At 36.6% G+C, this 16,109-nt stretch carries 12 protein-coding genes; 3 read left to right on the top strand and 9 right to left on the bottom strand.

Annotated elements, in window-relative coordinates; genetic code table 11:
- Nucleotides 1-205: 205 nt before the first annotated feature.
- From KO502_RS05650 to arfB, 3 genes are all read right to left on the bottom strand, one after another.
- A complete protein-coding gene (locus KO502_RS05650; protein WP_216021599.1) occupies nt 206-1,057 on the bottom strand; it encodes an HDOD domain-containing protein in 852 nt (283 codons plus the stop codon).
- 167 nt (nt 1,058-1,224) lie between these two features.
- A complete protein-coding gene (locus KO502_RS05655; protein ID WP_216021600.1) occupies nt 1,225-2,076 on the bottom strand; it encodes a DUF2797 domain-containing protein in 852 nt (283 codons plus the stop codon).
- Nucleotides 2,077-2,195: 119 nt separating this feature from the next.
- On the bottom strand, nt 2,196-2,609 hold the full coding sequence (gene arfB, locus KO502_RS05660) for an alternative ribosome rescue aminoacyl-tRNA hydrolase ArfB (RefSeq protein WP_216021601.1): 414 nt from the start codon (nt 2,607-2,609) through the stop codon (nt 2,196-2,198).
- A gap of 56 nt (nt 2,610-2,665) precedes the next feature.
- Here arfB and KO502_RS05665 point away from each other — a divergent pair, with 56 nt between their 5' ends.
- Nucleotides 2,666-2,941, top strand: a complete 276-nt coding sequence (locus tag KO502_RS05665) for a GIY-YIG nuclease family protein (protein ID WP_216021602.1) — start codon at nt 2,666-2,668, stop codon at nt 2,939-2,941.
- 132 nt (nt 2,942-3,073) lie between these two features.
- Nucleotides 3,074-3,781 (top strand): DUF3581 family protein, encoded by a 708-nt coding sequence (locus KO502_RS05670; protein ID WP_216021603.1) that lies wholly within the window; start codon nt 3,074-3,076, stop codon nt 3,779-3,781.
- Nucleotides 3,782-3,922: 141 nt separating this feature from the next.
- Here the strand turns inward: KO502_RS05670 and KO502_RS05675 are convergent, their stop codons facing one another.
- A complete protein-coding gene (locus KO502_RS05675) occupies nt 3,923-4,471 on the bottom strand; it encodes a hypothetical protein (RefSeq protein ID WP_216021604.1) in 549 nt (182 codons plus the stop codon).
- A gap of 237 nt (nt 4,472-4,708) precedes the next feature.
- Here KO502_RS05675 and KO502_RS05680 point away from each other — a divergent pair, with 237 nt between their 5' ends.
- Nucleotides 4,709-5,611, top strand: coding sequence for a DNA ligase (locus tag KO502_RS05680; RefSeq protein WP_216021605.1), 903 nt, complete (start codon nt 4,709-4,711; stop codon nt 5,609-5,611).
- Nucleotides 5,612-5,714: 103 nt separating this feature from the next.
- Here KO502_RS05680 and KO502_RS05685 read toward each other — a convergent pair whose 3' ends face one another.
- The 5 genes from KO502_RS05685 to KO502_RS05705 all read right to left on the bottom strand — a co-directional run bounded on the left by KO502_RS05685 (nt 5,715) and on the right by KO502_RS05705 (nt 16,066).
- Nucleotides 5,715-6,626 (bottom strand): class I SAM-dependent methyltransferase, encoded by a 912-nt coding sequence (locus tag KO502_RS05685; RefSeq protein WP_216021606.1) that lies wholly within the window; start codon nt 6,624-6,626, stop codon nt 5,715-5,717.
- A gap of 132 nt (nt 6,627-6,758) precedes the next feature.
- Nucleotides 6,759-8,183: a sodium-dependent transporter gene (locus tag KO502_RS05690; RefSeq protein ID WP_216021607.1), complete on the bottom strand. Its 1,425-nt coding sequence runs from the start codon at nt 8,181-8,183 to the stop codon at nt 6,759-6,761.
- A gap of 75 nt (nt 8,184-8,258) precedes the next feature.
- The gene (locus tag KO502_RS05695; protein WP_216021608.1) at nt 8,259-9,098 is read right to left on the bottom strand and encodes an HDOD domain-containing protein; all 840 of its coding nucleotides are present in this window, start codon (nt 9,096-9,098) and stop codon (nt 8,259-8,261) included.
- 236 nt (nt 9,099-9,334) lie between these two features.
- Entirely contained in the window at nt 9,335-13,189 is a 3,855-nt protein-coding gene (putA, locus tag KO502_RS05700; protein ID WP_216021609.1) for a bifunctional proline dehydrogenase/L-glutamate gamma-semialdehyde dehydrogenase PutA, read from the bottom strand.
- 273 nt (nt 13,190-13,462) lie between these two features.
- Nucleotides 13,463-16,066 (bottom strand): EAL domain-containing protein, encoded by a 2,604-nt coding sequence (locus KO502_RS05705; RefSeq protein ID WP_216021610.1) that lies wholly within the window; start codon nt 16,064-16,066, stop codon nt 13,463-13,465.
- Nucleotides 16,067-16,109 lie beyond the last annotated feature (43 nt).

The following is a 16,109-nucleotide window of genomic DNA, read 5'->3' on the forward strand; positions in this document are numbered from 1 at the left end:
CCTTGTCATTGCACATCGAGCATAGCTCTGAGTTGGGAAGAAATTTAATCAAATTGGTATAAACTCTAATAAAAAACAATGACTAAATATCCATAAAAAACACAAAAAAAAGCCTAAAAAGTTAATTTTAGGCTTTTTTGTTTTACTTAGCTTAGCAGAGCTAAAGTTATAGAAGCTAATTTAAAATATTTTAGCTCAAAAAGTATTAATAAAGCCCCGAAGAGTTAGGGTTTAAAATAGCCAGTAACGTTAAGCGCTCTAAATTGCAGTAAGCAACCGCATTATCTAATGTAGTGTTATCAATATCTAGCAAACTTAATTGTTCATCTGTTAATAATTGAGAATATTTTATATCTTGCTCTTTAAAGCCTTGAGTTATATACATTACGCGTTTAGCAATAAATAACAGTTGTGTTTCTACTGGGTACTGACTTAAATCTTCAACGTCTTGATTACGCACAACAGAAAAAATATTATAAGGTAACTGCCATTCCTTTAATAATTCAGCAGAGCATTCACCATACGTAAAACCTAAAATATCTTGCTGTTTCACCCAAGGTAAACGGTCAATATCATTACTTTTACAATCCGCTATTTTAGTTACATCAACTTGATGAATCACTAGTTCACCTAAATTATGTAACAAGCCTAAAATAAATAATCTTTCAGCATGCGCGATACCTAAATTAGTGCCTAAATACTTCATGACCAAAGCGCAATCAATACTTTTCAGCCAAAATTCATCTAAGTATTCTTGATTAGCATCAATATTTTTAAATGCTTCTGCAGAAAAATAGGCAATAACTAAGTTATATACTTCAGTGATACCTAAAACTAATACCGCTTTAGAAATTGTATCTATTTTACCTGGATAATTAAAAAATGGACTATTCGATAATTTTAACACTGATGCGGTAAGAGCAGGGTCAAGCAGAATAACTTCTGAAATGTCATCAATAGTTGACGTTTCATCATCAATTAACTCTCTTATTCTGACAAAAGCATCCGACAAAACGAAAATTTCGCTAGCTTGCTCTATATAATCATCAATGGTCATTCACTTACCTTAATACTACTATTTATAAATCAAAAATTCTTTGTATATACAATCAAAAGTATATAAAAAATACAATCTGTTACTGCGTCAATATAATTTATATGTTAGTTAACTATAACTTCTCACACAAGTTATTCGTTATTGATTATTAATATTATTTATTAATATTAATAATCAATACTTATTTGATAAGAACTAAACTTGCGCATATTAATAACGCCTTTATCAAAAATTAAATACTGACCTTTAATACCTAATAAAACACCTGTAACAGTTTCTGTTTTATCAAAATTAAAAGAACTTATTTTGGTCAGATATTCGCTAACCGGATAGTGTATATCTTGCACTTCGGCATCCAGTGCTACCACTGCGTCTTCACCAAATTTAAGGCGAAGTTCAGCAAGCTTATCACTAATATTTGGCATAAGCTCTTGTGCTTTAGCTTTTAAGTCAATTGATTCAGGTTCACCTTTTAACATGGCACGCCAATTGGTTTTATCGCTAATAAACTCAGCCAATGCTGTTTCTACAAGCCCCGATTGCAAGCGTGTGCTTACTTTAAAGATAGGTAATGCTTGGCAAGCACCTTGGTCAATCCAGCGTGTCGGCAATTGTGTATGACGGGTGATGCCAACTTTTAAACCAGAGCTATTGGCTAAATATACGTAATGGTCAACCATACAGTTATTTTCACCCCATTGAGCATCTCGACAAGTACCTAAGTGAAAATGACAGGTTTCAGGTTTCATAATACACATGTCGCACTGAGGAAGCTTAGCCATACAAGGGTAACAATAACCTTGAGAATAACTTTTTTTAGTACGTTTGCCACAGTGTTTACAAGCAATGGTTCCTGAAAAATTAAGGCTTATCTCTTTTCCTATTAAAGGGTTTAATTCAATACTTTGTTTGGTACCATCGCCGTTAAGGCTTGCCAGGGGCAATTGATACTGAACTACATTATTACTATCAAGTTGTGCGGTAAGTTTTTCTACTGCACCAATTTCGCTAATTGGCATACTTATATTGCTCTCTATTACAATTACGGGATTTCTATCAGGGGGGTTGTACTTATGCCAAATATAATAATATATGAATTCAGGGTTCTATATACTAGTTGGGTTAACGGCATTAAATACTAAAACTGTACTTTTTTTCGTGTTTGTTTTACATCTTTTCTATTGGCTTTACTTGTTAAGCGCCTTTGTACCGAGCCTCTTGTTGGCTTTGTAGCTCGTCTATTTTTTTGCACTACCATCGCTGACACAATTAATTCTTTTAAGCGCTTTAGGGCATCATCTTTATTCATAGATTGCGTTCTAAATGACTGAGCTTTAATGATAATAATACCATCAGTTGATATTCGGCTATCCGATAATTTTAATAGCCGCTCTTTATAAACCGCAGGTAATGATGAGCGGTTAATATCAAAACGTAAATGTATCGCAGTTTCAACTTTATTAACTCTTTGTCCACCATTACCTGTTGCTCTGATGCCTGTAAGCTCAATTTCCCACTCAGCTAAGCTGATATTATTTGATATCTCAAGCACTTTTATTTACCCTTTGCCTATCTATTTTTAAGTATTTAGTATTTCTATTACACACTATGACAGAACAAAACAAGAGTAGTACTTGGTGGGTTTATTTTTTGCGCTGTAGTGACAACAGTTTATATGCAGGTATAACTACCGACATACATAGACGTATTGATGAACATAATAACAGTAAACTAGGGGCAAAATATACCCGAGCAAGACGCCCTGTCAGTTTAGCGCACCTTGAAATGGCCGAGAATAAAAGTGCCGCGTGTAAAAGAGAATATGAAATTCGCCACCTAACAAAAGCTAAAAAGGAGCAGTTAGTTAACGAATATTGCCTTTAATAACAGGTCTGCTCAGTTAATATAACGACACTTTATTTCGATTTAAGCGGCAACTGCTGTTAGAATACTGGGATCGAATACATTTTATTCAAATTAAATTGTACAAACGCCACTCAAGAGCCGACCAAATAAATGTTTATTGAAAAATATTGCCCGATTAACGATAATAAAATTAGCTTTAGCCGTGAGCAAGGTAGTAACTTTGCTAAACAAGTAGCCGATGACTTTAACCCACTACATGATATTGATGCAAAACGTTTTTGTGTACCGGGCGATCTACTTTTCTCAATAATTATCGCTAAATCAGGTCTTCATAAAAAAATGACCTTCGATTTTTCAGGTATGGTTAACGATAATATTGCCCTTACCTTTCCGCAAAAAATTGATAACAGCTTTGATATTAAAGATGATAACGATAAAACCTATTTAAACGTCAGTGTTAGTGGCGAAGCAACTCATAATCCACAACTTATTGATGCTTTAACAAAAGCTTATGTTGATTTTTCTGGACATACTTTTCCTGATATTTTAGTTAAATTAATGTTTGAAAATAGCGTTATGATCAACCCTGCACGCCCTATGATTATGTACCAATCAATGTCTATTGACTTACAAACCTTAGACGCTGAATCTGTAACATTGAAATTGTCTAAGACCAGCTTAACAATAGAAGGCAAACGTGGTGATGCTTGGCTTGAGTTTGATCTACTGTCTAACGATCAGATTATTGGTCACGGTAAAAAGCATATGTTATTAAGCGGCTTACGTTCTTATGAACAAGAAGTTATTGATACCATGGTTAATCAATACCGTGAAAGCAAAGCTAACTATAAAGCGTAATTCTATATTTCTAGTATAAAATAAGTAGGATTAGCTCTTTAATCTAAACCCTACTTATTTTATAACTCCCAATCGCAGCGTGTTGACTTCTCTAAAATAACGTCTTAAGGCGATTTCTTAGAACTGCTTGCTACAATAAAATCACTCCTGATAAACTTCATCGAACTCAGTTTGTTGCTGTCTTTTATGTTCATGACAATAAGCAAAGTCAGACATAGTTTTAGGCTTTTTACATTTCGCAGGAAGATTATAAAACTCTAGCCAAGCAGATTGTTTTTCACCTTGATATTTTGAACGAATAATAATTGCACTTTGTTGATTAAACGTTGTCGTTTCTGAGTAGTTAGCCACCTTAATTTTTTTTACTGACAATTTATTTTTCCTTTTCTTGGCGACTGTTTTCCGATTTTTACTTTTTTTACTTTTCTTCCCTTTAATACCATATTTAGCATTAAAGCGTTTCTTTGAAAGGCGTTCACACTGCCACCACTTATTTCTCGCCAAATCTTCTTTTTCTCGTAAGTTAATACCGCGCTTAAGTGAGTATGATTTACGTTGCATCGCCTGAACATTATGTAATTTCTTCTGAAAAGGTTTGCAGTGTTTTTTTGCCCATGTTGCTGGGCTATAACTAAGTAAAATAAATGGAAGTGTAAAAATTAATAAAACTACCGGAATAATTTCTTTCATCATAGCAATCCTTGCCATTAAGCCGTATTCATATAAGGCTGTTAAAATAAAATATAAAAGGTTAAATTCTTTACTTAAACATTTACTTAAGCTCTAAGCTTTAAAGCTTTGATTTAAAAATCATTCAACCAATAGCTTAAAACCCACAGTTACAGTATAAAATTCAAGCTACTTATTTATAAAATATAGACTAGTATTAATGGCATTACCAAACATCACCCTACAAGGAGGTACGTGATGAAAAAATCCTTTTTATTGATCTTATTTATAATCACTGCAGCATTAAGTTGGTCATTAACGGCCACTATATCAATACAAAATACTAATACTTCAAACCTACACAACAACCAAAATGAGGCGCCTAGCATTCAACACGGCGTTGATTATCAATCTGTTGATGATATAAGTTTGTACTTTATTTCAGAGAAATTAGACGGTGTACGAGGTTACTGGGATGGTGAAAAGTTAATAACTCGCCAAGGGAATATAATTAACAGCCCTACTTGGTTTACTAAAAACTGGCCGACTCAAGCAATAGATGGAGAACTATGGATTGCTCGAGGTAAATTTCAACATTTAATGTCATGTATCAGTAGGCACCAAGCCGATGAAAATCAAACAACAAGTTGTTGGCAGAATGTGCGTTTTATGATGTTTGACTTACCCGAAAGCATAACTCACTTCAGTGAAAGAGTTAAGCAGATGCAAACACTATTAAAGACAGTTCCTTCTTTCTATTTGGGCATGGTAAATCAAATAAGACTAAACGATACAGATGAACTTGAGGTAAAGCTCGCTGAAGTTATTGACTCTAATGGTGAGGGATTGATGCTGCATCATGCCAATGCTTATTACAAAGAAGGGAGAAATAGCGCCTTAATGAAACTTAAAAAGCATCAAGATGCCGAGGCCATCGTTATCGCTCATACCCAAGGAAAAGGGAAGTATACAGGCCTGCTTGGCGCACTTGAAGTACAAACGGCAGAAGGGGTTATCTTTAAAATTGGTAGTGGCTTTAGCGACAACGAACGCGCTAACCCACCGAAAATAGGCACATTGATAACTTTTAAATATAACGGTCTAACCGATGCGGGTATTCCAAGGTTCGCAAGGTTTTGGCGAGTAAGAACAACTGAGTAAAGGCGTTAAGTATAGGCGTTGGTAAACATTTATATTAACGCATGATATTAACGCCTAACTAAATAACTAAATAACTAAACGTTCATCTTACCCTAAAGTGCTATTAAGTTACTGAGTTAGTAGGCTGATAAGTAAATATTAATACCTTTAAACCTTTACCTTGATGGGCCTCTTTAAACGCTTCAGGATTTTCAAGGTGTTGTTCAAAATGGCAATCAGGACATTCACGAGCAACTTCAGCTTTTAAAAACTCTTCATCTAAGTCGGGTGAGTTCAAACATAACATCAAGCTTGCGCCAACGTTCATCCACTGTGGAATACGACGAATAATCTTGGCGTAATCGCGTTCAATATTTACACTGCCTTTTTGAAACGATGGTGGATCACACACTAAAATATCGTACGGACCATATTTTTTAATACGGCTATTAGACTTAAAAATATCAACACCTTCAAAAACAACTTGTTTGCCCTGTTTTTTTGCTAACTCGTTCAGTTGGTGATTTTCTCTACCTTTACTCAACGAGGCTTTACTTAAGTCAATATTAACCGCTTTACTTGCGCCACCAGCAATTGCGTTTACCGAAAAAGCACAAGTGTATGCAAATAAGTTCAATACATTTTTGCCTGCTGAATGTTCGCGTAACCATGATCGCCCATTACGCATATCTAAAAACAAACCACTGTTTTGCGCTTTACCAAACTCGATATGATACTTAAGCCCTTGCTCACTAACAATGGTATGAGTTATAGGCTCACCAAGTAACACCTGGGTTGGTGCAAATTTTTGATAACGATGCTGCACTTGTACCGAGCGACACGCTTTAATTAGTGCTTTTAATGCTGTGGCTTGTTCAAGAAGCCAATCATTATCAACCGCTTGATATAAAGTAATAAGAATAACAGGTGATAACCAGTCAACATTGACATGGCTTAAATTAGGGTATGCGTGACCTCGACCATGAAAAAGTCGCTGTGCATCAGTAAAATAGGTACTGTTAATATGTTCTATCATGGTTTGAAATCTGATAATAAGTGAGCGGAAAAGAAAGGCCGAATAATAGCACTTACCTTGCATTGTTTAAATAAAAGGTAAGTGTATGTCTAAATAAGTTTAACTAGCTAAATATCTATAACGACACTCTCGTTATAAACCAAATAAACTCGTCGCAAAAAATTTAGTTGCCACTGTATTAATAAAAATAAGTAACACAATAAGTGGGATAAACGTGCCTAGCGAAAAGTTAATGTATTTTTCTACCCACGAGCCTTTATAGTTTTTATTACCAATACTCAACTCTTCAGACAATTGCTTTCGCCGCCAACGGTAACTCACAAAAATACACAGTAAAAAACCGTTTAGCGGTAAAATGGTATCGTAAAAGACATCATAAATAACATCAAAAAATGATTTACTCGCGCCAGCATAAGAAGTGAAGTCAGTAAAGAAGCTGACCATACCAAAAGAGGCTGTCGCAAATAAGGTGAGAATCCCTGCTGTAAATGTTAAGTAACCTAAGGCTTTTTTACGGCTATGTTTTTTTTCTGTGACTAAATAGGAAACAGGTACTTCAATAATTGACACTAACGAGGTGATCGCCGCAAAAAACACTAACAGAAAAAAGAAGGTCGCTACCGCACTAGCGCCAACATAGCCTAACGATGCTTGTAGGGCTAAAAATATTTTAGGTAAAAAAGTAAAAATTAAGGAGACGGAGCTATCACTTAATTCACTTGGGTTGATCTCTGGATTAAATGAAAACACTGCAGGTAAAATCATTAAACCTGCAACAAAGGCAACCCCTGTGTCGGTTATCGCAACTAACTTTGCAGAGTTAGGAATATTGGTTTGTTTATTAATGTATGAGCCATAAGTTAATAAAATCCCCATACCTAAAGATAGAGAGAAAAAGGCTTGCGATAATGCACCGTTAATAACTTTAGGGGTTAATTTGTCAATATCAGGGATTAAGAAAAAATGTACACCTGTCATAGCATTATCAAGTGTTAACACAAATATCACCATGACAATAAGCATAACAAACAAAGTAGGCATTAATGTTTTAGCAGCTTTTTCTATACCTTCTTTTACTCCCGCGGCTAAAATGAAGCTAACAATGCCGCCGACAACTAGCAACGCTAAATACAAGTACGGGCTGTTAATAAATTCACCAAACCCTGCGCCACTGGCTAAATAGTCAAGTCTACCCATTAAGGTAAGTACAATATAGCCAAAGATCCAAACCGTGATCACCATATAAAAAACAGCAATCATAAACGGCGTTAGTACTCCTAAAAAGCCAGCAGCTCCCCAAAGTTTATTACCTTGGCTTAGGCTTTTAAATGCACCAACTGGCTCTTTCGCGGTATTTCTCCCCACTGCCATTTCGGCAATCATTACCGGTAAACATATAAGAAAAACAAACACCGCATACATGACTAAAAAGGCTCCACCACCATTTTTAGCGGCATTCACTGGGAAACCAACTAGATTACCAATACCTACCGCTGAGCCTGCTGCTGCTAATATAAAGCCTATTCGTGAACTAAAGTGCTCTCTGGACGCTGTCATTTTGATCCTATGTTGTTTTTCTTCTTAAAGTTGAGAATTAAGGTTGTCCCTTACTATTTTCCTTACTATGTTTTACTATGAAAACAATTTGGGATTCATCATCGTTAGAATATTGGTAGCTTCTTTATCAGCAAAATCGGCTGCTTGTTTTAAGTCTTCTACCGATAAAGCTAACGGCTTACAAAAAGATTCATCAATCACATCTTCATAAGTAAATTCATTCGGATGACTATCTATCAAAGCTAAGCGCGATGCTAAATTGAGTATTTTAACATCTTTATTAATTTCAATAGCTGAAGCCGCATTAAAATGGCGAATTGGAAGAATAATTTTTTCTGGTATTTGCCAAATACGCAATAAATCGGCTGAAATGTCAGTGTAGGTATAACCGAGTACCTGCTCTTGTTTATCCCAAGGCAACTGCGTTTTATTATACTGTTCACACTGTTGAGCAATATCAGCGGTAATTTTTGCCACTAATAATTCACCAAAGTTTTGTAATAAACCGGCAATAAATAACCGTTCAATATCTCGAATACTTGCCTTGATGGCAAGGTTTTTAGCGGCTAACCCACAATAGACGCTCATTCGCCAAAAACGTTTTAAGTCAATAGCTTGGTTTTCGAAATGTTTAAACGCAGAAGCCGCAACATCAACTAACATCATGGTATAAATAGCTTGTGTACCAATAATAGTAATAGCCCTAGAGATGGTGCTTATTTCTCCAGGAAAGCTATAAATAGCACTATTAGCTATTTGCAGTAAACGTGAAGTCATGAACGGATCAACACCAATAATATCTGCAAAATCAGATATTTGAGAGTTTTCATCGGCCAATAATGCTTTTACTTTAAAGCAAGCGTCGGGTAACGCAAACGAGCCATTTGCTTGTAATGCGTAATCTTGGGCGTTCATAATCATCCTTGTACTGTTCGTTCAGTTATCTTTAGCGTTAGCTTTTGTTTCTTACTGAACTTAAAGGTAAATATCTAAATATAGAAGAAACAATGTATTTTACAATCAAAATAATGAGTCGCGCTACTTAGCAATAATAGGTAAAGAGTAAAAAAGAATTAAGGGAGTAAGTTAACAACAAGCTCCCTTACCCCCTAGTTTAATCATTAATAGTTTAATCATTAATAGATTAATGATTAATCGTCTTCATCAAGTGTCATCAGTGATGTGTTACCACCAGAAGCGGTAGTATCAATACTGATTGTTTTTTCGGTAATTAAACGCTGAATTAAGTTATCAAAATATTCCGAGCTGATCACCGGTAAAATAGCGCCCTGACGCTGCGCTAATTTGTCACTAATATAATGCTTATTTTCACAACCACTATCTACTACAACGCCTGACAAAGCAGGGTGTGCTAATAAAGCTTCTAAATGACAAAGTTTAGCCACTTGAAAAACATCTTCATCAGCACCTGTAGCTACAAATTTAGCTTTAAACGCTAACGCCTCTTGATAAAATAAGTCAGAAACAACCGCCGTTACTGTATTACCCGTAGCAAGTGCGGTTACAATAGACAGCACCCAAAAATCAAAGTTAACATTCTTATCGGCATAACAGATGATATTACCGCGATTTTCTAGGTAAATAATATTCGACTCACCGGTAGGGCCAGGCAAGTATTTCGGCTTTTTCATCCGTTTTTCAATATCAATAAGTTGAGAACGTGCGGTAGCTAAAGTACGATTTAAGTTATCGGCTAAGTCATCAACAATTTCAACGTGGGCTATTTTTGCTAATAACTGACGAACACATGAAATACGTGTATTTAAGTCAGTTGAACGCCATGCTTTTTCAGCTTCGGTTGCTTGCTCCATCAAACGCATTGCTTCTGCCGTTTCGGCTTCATTACCGGTTAAGCTTGGTAAAATATCTGTTGGGAAGCTAAAAGCATCAGCATCTGGGGTCGCTTTTTCTTTTACTAAACGTGTTAAGTAATGTGGTCCGCCAGCTTTCGGCCCAGTACCTGATAAGCCTCTACCACCAAAAGGCTGTACACCAACAATTGCACCAATCATATTGCGATTAATATAAACGTTACCTGCTCGCGATAATTTAGCTAGATCAATAGCGCGTTGCTCTATACGCGTATGAATACCCATAGTTAAGCCAAAACCTGTGCTATTTATTCTATCGACGACTTGTTCAATTTCATTACCTTTAAAGCGCACTATATGCACACAAGGCCCGAAAACTTCTTTTGTTAGCACGCTAATATCTGCAATTTCATATAAGCGTGGCGCAAAGAAAAAGTGGCCATTTTCATCAACAACATCATTAGAGAGTTGGCATTGATATAATAACTTGCCGTTTTTCTTCATGTAATCGGCATGTGCATTTAACGCATCAAGGGCTTTTTGATCGATAACAGGCCCAACATCGGTACTTAAATTGGCAGGATCACCAATATGTAATTCTGCTAAGGCGCCTTGCAACATTGTAATAATATTATCAGCAATATCTTCTTGTAAAAACAGTACACGTAAAGCCGAACAACGTTGTCCTGCGCTTTGAAAGCCTGATGATATAACATCATCAACCACTTGCTCTGGTAAGGCGGTAGAGTCAACAATCATACAGTTTTGACCGCCAGTTTCGGCAATTAATGGTACTTGGTCGCCACCACGTTCGGCTAAAGCTTGAGAGATACGAGTACCTGTTTCCGTTGAGCCTGTGAACATCACCGTTTGAATACGACTATCTGGAATAATAGTTTCACCAACCGCGCTACCAACAGCAATCACCGCTTGTACAACATTTTCAGGTAAACCAACCGATTTCATCATTTCAATAGCACGTAAGGCAATAAGTCCTGTTTGCTCTGCTGGCTTTGCTAGCACTGTATTACCCGTAGCAATGGCTGCGGCAACTTGCCCTAAAAAGATAGCCAGAGGGAAATTCCATGGGCTAATACACAACACAACACCGCGTGGTTCTAGTCGTTCATCTTCATTTAACTCAAGTGCGCGAGCAGCATAATAGCGACAAAAATCAACGGCTTCACGCACTTCATCGACACCATCTTGGGCGACCTTTCCTGCTTCTTTAATACAAAGGGCGATCAGTTCGTCCATGTGACGCTCTAAAATATCAGCTATGCGACAAAGTAACTCTGCTCGCTCTGTAACAGGGGTAATCGACCATGATTCAAATGCACTTTGCGCGTTATCAATCATCAATAACATTTCATCATTAGTGTGGTATTGATGAAAGCCTATGATCTCACTTCTATTGGCAGGATTCATAACCGCATTAGCGCCACCTGGCACTAAATCTTTATCTAAAAGGTGTTCAAAAATCCAAGTATCTAACGCTGCTTTTAATGGTGTAATTTCATTAATGTCAGTTAAATCTAAACCTTTCGAGTTATCACGCCCTGGCTCATCTGCGTCGGTACCTTCAATATTAACTTTTTCAGAACGGTATAAATCAATCGGCTTAATAATTTGATTATTGTATTTCACTTTAAGGCGTTGCGTTTTTTCAACGGGATCCTCTAATAAAGCTTCAACGGGTTGTGTTTCATCAACGATGGCATTAACAAATGAAGAGTTTGCCCCGTTTTCTAATAAACGACGTACTAAGTAAGCAAGGAGATCTTCATGGTAACCTACTGGCGCATAGATACGACACTGAATGCTTTCTTGTTTAACTATTTGATCATATAAAGAATCACCCATGCCATGTAAACACTGAAATTCAAAGCCAGCCTTGTCATTTCCAGCAAGTTCAACAATTGTGGCAGCTGTATAAGCATTATGTGTGGCAAATTGTGGGTAAATAGTATCGCGATATTCTAATAATTTATTAGCACAAGCATGGTAAGACACATCGGTGGATGATTTACGTGTAAAGACTGGAAAATGATTTAAACCATCCTTTTGGGTATTTTTAATTTCGGTGTCCCAATAAGCGCCTTTTACTAACCTGATCATCATTTTTCGGTTAGTCCGTAAGGTTAACTCACGTAACCATTCAACCACAAAAATAGCGCGTTTTTGATAGGCCTGTAATGCCAAACCAAAGCCATGCCAATCACCCAGTTCAGGTTCAGTAAATACCGCTTCAATAATATCTAAAGAAATATCTAAACGCTCAGACTCTTCCGCATCAACCGTTAATCCAATATTAAATTGCTTAGCATGTAAACATAAGGCTTTTAATTTAGGGACTATTTCATCCATCACTCTTTGTTGGTGTGAAAACTCATAACGCGGATGAATTGCAGAAAGTTTTATAGAGATCCCTGGCACTTTGCGCGGATCGTTTTTCCCCGAAGCAACAGCAACGGCACCAATAGCGGTAATAGCATCTTCATAGGCTTTATAATATTGATCCGCATCAGCCATGGTACGAGCACCCTCGCCCAGCATATCGTATGAGTAAACATAGCCTTGTTGTTCTTTGCTCGCTGCTCGCTCTGTGGCCGCCTCGATGGTTTCGCCCATCACAAACTGCTTGCCCATAACTTTCATGGCGTAATTCATTGATTTACGAATAACAGGCTCACCTAAACGGCCCACCGTTTTTTTCAATAAGCCAAATTGATCTTTTTTGCGTTTATCAGCGTAATCAACCATTGAGCCTGTAATGAGTAGCCCCCAAGATGAGGCATTAACAAATAAGGAGTCACTAGCACCTAAATGAGCACTCCATTGGCCTTGTGATATTTTATCGCGAATAAGTTCATCTTGCGTCTGTTTATCAGGTACTCGTAATAATGCTTCGGCTAAACACATTAGTACAACACCTTCCTCTGTAGATAGTGAGTACTCATTAAGCAGTAAATCTATGGCACCAGTACCTTCTTGGTCTTTTCTAATTTTTAATACTATTTTACGGGCACGTTCCCAAGCGCGACTTCGAGCACTAACATTCACTTCTGCTGCGGGTAAAATATGGTCCACCGCAATGTTTTCGTCGATACGATAAAATTCACGAATTTTTTGTCTGATTGGGCAATCTGTAATTAAAGAGCCAGTAAAAAGCATAGATATTTCCTCTAATTCAAGCAGACAGTTCTCTGCTGAGTTGTAGTGTGATTTACTAAAGTGTTTTACTTGTTTGGCTGTTAACTATTTAATAGCAAGTTGATTAAATTAAACTGGTATAAGGTATTGAATCAACTTGCTATAAGCATTAACTCACTTGATGGTACTAGCTAAGACTTTATTTGTTAAGGCTTTATAATCTTTAATTGTTAAATTTTGCTTCTAAGAGTTTTTACAAAGTTTAACGGTTATTAATGAGGGGCTTGATGAGTATCACTTGAGCTTATTAATGATGTAATCTGCCGCGTGTTGTGGCGACATAGGTTTAGCAAAATAATAACCTTGCCCATATTTACAATTCATTTGTTGTAATAATTGAGCATCAGCTAAGTTTTCAATGCCTTCACCTACGGTACTCATTTGTAAGTTGTTAGCAAGATCAACGATGGTACGGATGATAGCTCTGTGGTTTTCATGTTCATGAACATTATTAATAAAGGATCTATCAATTTTTAATACGTCAATAGGGAAACGGTGTAAGTAACCTAAACTGGAGTAACCTGTACCAAAATCATCCAGTAATATTTTTACTCCCATGTCTTTAAGAGCTTGCATATTAATATGTACAATATCTGCATTTTCAAGTAAAGCTCGCTCAGTTAACTCAACACGAAGGTGATGTGGAGCTAAACCCGTTTTAGCAAGTATTTTTTCAATACGCTTGGGTAAACTGGTACTAAAAAACTGTTTTGCAAAGAGGTTGCAGCTAATATAAATGTCATGGTGACCCAGTTCATTCTGCCAATATTTAAGCTGTTGACAGGACTTTTCTATTATTTGCATATCAATAGCTTGAATTAAGTTGGTGTCTTCCGCTAATGGAATAAAGTCATTCGGGTAAACAAAGCCACGCTTGTTGCTTTGCCAACGAGCTAGCGCTTCAAAACCTGTTAATTCGAGAGTATCTAACTGAATAATAGGTTGGAAATACGGTATAAATTCTTGCCAAGCAATAGCTTCACGAATGTCTGCTTCTAAACTTAAAGCATTTTGCACTTTTTGATGCATACTGGCATCAAACACTTCATAACGCCCTCTGCCATTATCTTTCGCGTGATACATTGCTGTATCTGCATCTCTGAGCATTGTATTGGCATCGGTATAGCGTGTGTTGTTAAAAGAAATCCCAATACTGGTGCCGGTATATACCAATTGGTTGTCAATAGTGAATGGCTCTTGTAGAAATTCAGTAATACGCTTTGCTACTTCAAAAGCTTCATCATTCGAATCTAAATCTTCAATAAGAATAACAAATTCATCACCACCTAAACGAGCCACAGTATCTTTACTACGAACAATACGCTCTAATTCTCGGGCAATAATTTTCAGTAAAATATCTCCCGCGTGATGACCCAAGCTGTCATTAACCACTTTAAAACGATCAAGGTCTAAAAACAGTACCGCAAAAGAAAAATCAGGTTTACGTTTAGCGCAAGCAATTGCATGATTAAGCAGATCAATAAATAAAGTTCTATTGGCTAAACCAGTTAAACTATCATGAGCCGCAGCATGTTTAAGTAATGTTTCAGCTTGTTTACGATGATTTATTTCGTCTTCTAGCGCGATTGTTCGCAACTTTACTTGCTGCTCAAGCAATTCATGACTACGTCTTTCAAAGTCAGCCAACTCACGGCGCTTAATCGCTGCTGAAACATGGTTAGAAACAAAGTTAAGTAACTCTGCATCTTGTTGGTTATATGTCGTTTTATGGTGATAACTTTGCAATACCATTACTCCCAGTAATTTACCTGAGTAAATTAAAGGAACCCCAAGCCAAGAATGAATATCGTCTTGTGGTTTAACGGTTTCACCTTCAAGGTGTAAGCTCATCATTTCTTGATATGAAAGTAATACTGTTTCGCGACGACTGATCACCAATTCGGAATAACGATTAGACAGTTTTCGTGGCTTGAAGTCTTTATCTAAGTCAGTTGAGTTTTCGTCAACACAATATGAAAAATGCAGCATATTGTTATCTTTTTCATACTTGGCAATAAAAAAGTTTTTTGCGTTAATCAACTGTCCAATAATATTGTGTACCATACTGTAGAAGGTATCTATGTCTATCTCTATATTAGTGGTGAGCTCGGATATTCGATATAAGGATTCTTGTAATAACTCTGACTTTTCACGTTCACGTATTTGTGCCATTAATTCTTTAGTACGGGCATTTACAGCATTTTTTAAGCGTTGTTGGTCCTGCAAACGTATCATTGCGCCAACAATATGTTGGGCAGCAAAAGTGAGTAAGTGCAAGTCACTTTCTGTATAACGAATTTTTTCATCATAACTTTGTATGGTGATGGTGCCAATAACTAAGCCATTTTGCAGTAAAGGAACGCCTAACCAGTCTGTACTTCGGGTACCAAACTGTTTAATTTTGTAGTTGTCGAAAAGTTGTTGTTCTAATTCAGGCGTAAGTAATAGCGGTTGTTTTGATTCGATCACTAAATTGGTAAATGAGCCATCTAGATCTTGGTGATCAATAATGCCTTCGGGTTTCTCATCTTTTTCATCAATATAATAAACAAACTCTATGGTATCGAAGGTTTGATCGTATAAAACGATAAAGAAGTTTTCTGCCGTCATTAACGAGGCAATTGTACTGTGTACTTGCGAGTAAAAAGTATCGAGATCGTTACATTCTTGCGATAGCCTATTAAGCTTAAATAAAGCGGTATATCGCTCTTGTAAATCGGCATTTTTTCGCTCAAGAAGATCAACATCATCCGATAGATCAGTAATAATCGCATCTTTAGCGAGTATTAACTCTTCAGTCGTTTGAGCCGTATTACATTGTTGATTGTCTGATTTCAAAATAGCGATACCGTTTGGTTATATATTCAAAGCCTTTTATTAG

It is taken from the genome of Colwellia sp. E2M01 (assembly GCF_018860585.1).
In the GTDB taxonomy this organism is placed as follows: domain Bacteria; phylum Pseudomonadota; class Gammaproteobacteria; order Enterobacterales; family Alteromonadaceae; genus Colwellia.

Bases quoted from the DNA above. Each gene is read 5' to 3' on its own strand.
- putA (WP_216021609.1), bottom strand. From the start codon at position 13,189: ATGCTTTTTACTGGCTCTTTAATTACAGATTGCCCAATCAGACAAAAA.
- KO502_RS05650 (WP_216021599.1), bottom strand. From the start codon at position 1,057: ATGACCATTGATGATTATATAGAGCAAGCTAGCGAAATTTTCGTTTTG.
- KO502_RS05680 (WP_216021605.1), top strand. From the start codon at position 4,709: ATGAAAAAATCCTTTTTATTGATCTTATTTATAATCACTGCAGCATTA.
- KO502_RS05675 (WP_216021604.1), bottom strand. From the start codon at position 4,471: ATGAAAGAAATTATTCCGGTAGTTTTATTAATTTTTACACTTCCATTT.
- KO502_RS05685 (WP_216021606.1), bottom strand. From the start codon at position 6,626: ATGATAGAACATATTAACAGTACCTATTTTACTGATGCACAGCGACTT.
- KO502_RS05655 (WP_216021600.1), bottom strand. From the start codon at position 2,076: ATGCCAATTAGCGAAATTGGTGCAGTAGAAAAACTTACCGCACAACTT.
- KO502_RS05665 (WP_216021602.1), top strand. From the start codon at position 2,666: ATGACAGAACAAAACAAGAGTAGTACTTGGTGGGTTTATTTTTTGCGC.
- KO502_RS05670 (WP_216021603.1), top strand. From the start codon at position 3,074: ATGTTTATTGAAAAATATTGCCCGATTAACGATAATAAAATTAGCTTT.
- KO502_RS05695 (WP_216021608.1), bottom strand. From the start codon at position 9,098: ATGAACGCCCAAGATTACGCATTACAAGCAAATGGCTCGTTTGCGTTA.
- KO502_RS05690 (WP_216021607.1), bottom strand. From the start codon at position 8,183: ATGACAGCGTCCAGAGAGCACTTTAGTTCACGAATAGGCTTTATATTA.